This window comes from Arthrobacter terricola (genome assembly GCF_004354015.1).
Lineage (GTDB): Bacteria > Actinomycetota > Actinomycetes > Actinomycetales > Micrococcaceae > Arthrobacter > Arthrobacter terricola.
This window is the reverse complement of record NZ_SMRU01000079.1, coordinates 1-3134: the sequence shown is the minus strand read 5'-3', so window position 1 is coordinate 3134 and position 3134 is coordinate 1. Positions and strand designations below refer to the sequence as shown.

The 3134-nt window shown below is 65.6% G+C and carries 3 protein-coding genes; all 3 read left to right on the top strand.

From position 1 onward, the window contains the following. The coding region (locus tag E1809_RS26205) for a transketolase family protein (RefSeq protein ID WP_133207139.1) at positions 1-1503 on the top strand (1503 nt) is incomplete at its 5' end. A 94-nt stretch (positions 1504-1597) separates the two neighbouring features. Continuing rightward, complete coding sequence (gene tal, locus E1809_RS26200) at positions 1598-2719, top strand: transaldolase (RefSeq protein ID WP_133207138.1); 1122 nt, start codon at positions 1598-1600, stop codon at positions 2717-2719. A 109-nt stretch (positions 2720-2828) separates the two neighbouring features. Next, a partial coding sequence (locus E1809_RS26195; protein WP_407921063.1) for a ribulose-phosphate 3-epimerase occupies positions 2829-3134 on the top strand: 306 nt, incomplete at its 3' end.

The window sequence follows — 3134 nt, the reverse complement described above, 5'->3', positions numbered from 1 at the left end:
ATCGCGTTCACCGAAGACGTCCTCAAGCGCTACGAGTCCTACGGCTGGCACACCCAGCGCGTGGACTGGACCAAGACCGGCGAATACGTCGAAGACGTCCAGGAACTCTACTCCGCGCTGCTGGCGGCCAAGGCCGAAACCTCCAAGCCCTCGATCATTTCGCTGCGCACCATCATCGGCTACCCGGCCCCGAAGAAGCAGAACACCGGCAAGATCCACGGCTCCGCCCTGGGCGCCGAGGAAGTCGCCGGCCTGAAGGAAGTCCTGGGCTTCGACCCCGCCAAGTCCTTCCAGATCGAGGACGAGGTCCTCGCCCACGCCCGTGCCGCTACCGAGCGCGGCGCACAAGCCCGTGCCGCATGGCAGGAAGGGTTTGAGGCCTGGCAGTCCGCCAACCCCGAGGCTGCAGCCTTGCTTGAGCGTGTCGAGGCGAAGCACCTCCCCTCCGGGATCGACGCCGCACTTCCGACGTTCGAAGCCGGCAAGGACGTCTCCACCCGTGCAGCGTCCGGCAAGGTCCTGAACGCGCTCGGCCCGCTCATGCCCGAACTCTGGGGCGGCTCCGCCGACCTCGCCGAGTCCAACAACACCACGATCGAAGGCTCCCCTTCGTTCATTCCGGCTTCGCGTTCAACCGAGGCATGGAAGGGCAACCCCTACGGACGCGTGCTGCACTTCGGTATCCGTGAACACGCCGCGGCCTCGATCGTGAACGGCATCAGCCTGCACGGACGCACCCGCGCATTCTCGGGCACGTTCCTGATCTTCTCGGACTACCAGAAGCCGGCCATCCGACTCTCGGCCCTCATGGGTGTCCCGTCGATCTACGTCTGGTCGCACGACTCCATCGGCCTGGGCGAAGACGGCCCGACCCACCAGCCGGTCGAGCAGCTCTCCACCCTTCGTGCGATCCCCGGCCTGGACGTTGTCCGTCCGGCGGACGCGAACGAGGTGGGTGTCGCGTGGAAGACCATGCTGGAAAACCACGAGAACCCCGCAGGCATCGTCCTGACCCGCCAGAACGTTCCCGTGTTTGCACGTGGAACTGGTGCGGCCCAGGGTGACACCTTCGGCTCGACCGCCGGTGTGGCCAAGGGCGGATACGTCCTGGCCGAAGCATCCAGCAACGGCGCCACCGTCCCGGCACAGGTGCTGCTGATCGCCACCGGCTCCGAGGTCCAGCTGGCCGTTTCGGCCCGTGAAGCCCTGCAGGCCGAAGGCATCCCCACCCGCGTCATCTCCATGCCGTGCGTGGAATGGTTCACCAAGCAGGACGCCGCCTACCGTGAGTCCGTGCTCCCGGCAACCGTGAAGGCCCGCGTCTCGGTCGAAGCCGGCCTGGCCCTGGGCTGGAAGGAATTCGTCGGCGACGCCGGACGCTCCATCAGCCTCGAGCACTACGGCGCTTCCGCGGACTACAAGCGACTGTTCCAGGAATTCGGCATCACCGCCGAAGCCGTCGCCGCCGCCGCGAAGGACTCGCTCGCAGCAGCAAGCAACTAGGCACCACCACAGCGGCCGGTGCCGCGGGGCATCCCGCGGCACCGGCCGCAAGCCGTCAACCGGCCACAATCTCCCAGAGGAAGTAGCAGAAGACATGACCAACGCAACACCCACCGCACAGCTTTCCGCCGCAGGCGTCTCCATCTGGCTCGATGACCTTTCCCGTGAGCGCCTCTCCAGCGGCAGCCTGCAGAAGCTCATCGACGAAAAGAACGTCGTCGGCGTGACCACCAACCCCTCGATCTTCCAGGCCGCGATCACCTCCGGCAACGACTACGATGCCGCGATCGCCGAGCAGGCCGCCAAGGGCGCTTCCGTCGAAGAAGCGATCTTCGAGATCACCACCACCGACGTCGCGGACGCGTGCGATTTGTTCGCTCCGATCGCCGTGGCGACCAACGGCGTTGACGGCCGCGTCTCCATCGAGGTGGACCCGCGCCTGGCCTGGGACACCGAAGGCACCATCGCCGAGGCGAAGAACCTCTACAAGAAGGTGGACAAGGACAACGTCCTCATCAAGATCCCGGCCACGCTCGAAGGCCTCGCGGCCATCACCTCGACCCTGGGCGAGGGCATCAGCGTCAACGTGACCCTGATCTTCTCCCTCGAGCGCTACCGCGCGGTCATCAACGCTTTCCAGGCCGGCTTGAAGCTGGCGAAGGAAAACGGCCACGACCTCTCCAAGATCCACTCCGTGGCCTCGTTCTTCGTCTCCCGCGTGGACACCGAGATCGACAAGCGCCTGGACGCGATCGGCACCGAGGAAGCCAAGGCCCTCAAGGGCAAGGCCGGCGTCGCCAACGCCCGATTGGCGTTCGAGCTCTACGAGGAGCTGTTCTCCACCGAGCGCTGGGCTGTGCTCGCCGAAGCCGGCGCCCGTCCGCAGCGCCCGCTCTGGGCCTCCACCGGCGTAAAGGACCCGGCGTACCCGGACACCCTCTACGTCACCGAACTGGCTGCCAAAGGCATCGTGAACACCATGCCGGAAAAGACCCTCGACGCCACCTTCGACCACGGCGTGGTCACCGGCGACACCATCGCCGGCACCTATGAGGAAGCCAAGAAAGTCCTGAGCGCCCTCGAAGGCCTCGGTGTTTCCTACAACGACGTCGTCGCGCAGCTCGAAACCGAAGGCCTCGACAAATTCGTGGCTTCCTGGAAGGAACTCCTCGCCGACGTCGAAGGCGCCCTCGCCTCCGCGCGCAAGGCCTCTTAGTCCGGCAGGATCCTCGATCCGCCACCCTTCTCCCGGGAGTGGAGACCCTCCGGGGTCTCCACTCCCTGCTCGCAATATCACCCGAATGCTCTATTGAAAGACAGGGATCATGTCTATTTCACCCTTGAAGTGCTGCATCAACCCCAGCATCCTCTCGGCCGACTTCGTCAACCTCGAGGCCGAACTCGCCCGCATCAGCAACGCCGACGCCGTGCACGTGGACGTCATGGACAACCACTTCGTGCCCAACCTGACCATCGGCCTGCCCGTCGTGGAACGCATCCAAAAAGTCAGCCCCGTCCCCCTGGACGCCCACCTCATGATCGCCAACGTCGACCGCTGGGCACCCCACTACGCCGACGCCGGCCTGGACTCGGTCACCTTCCACGTCGAAGCCTCCGACGCCCCCATCAAA

Coding starts and splice junctions, on each gene's coding strand:
- tal (WP_133207138.1), top strand. CDS start 1,598: ATGACCAACGCAACACCCACCGCACAGCTTTCCGCCGCAGGCGTCTCC.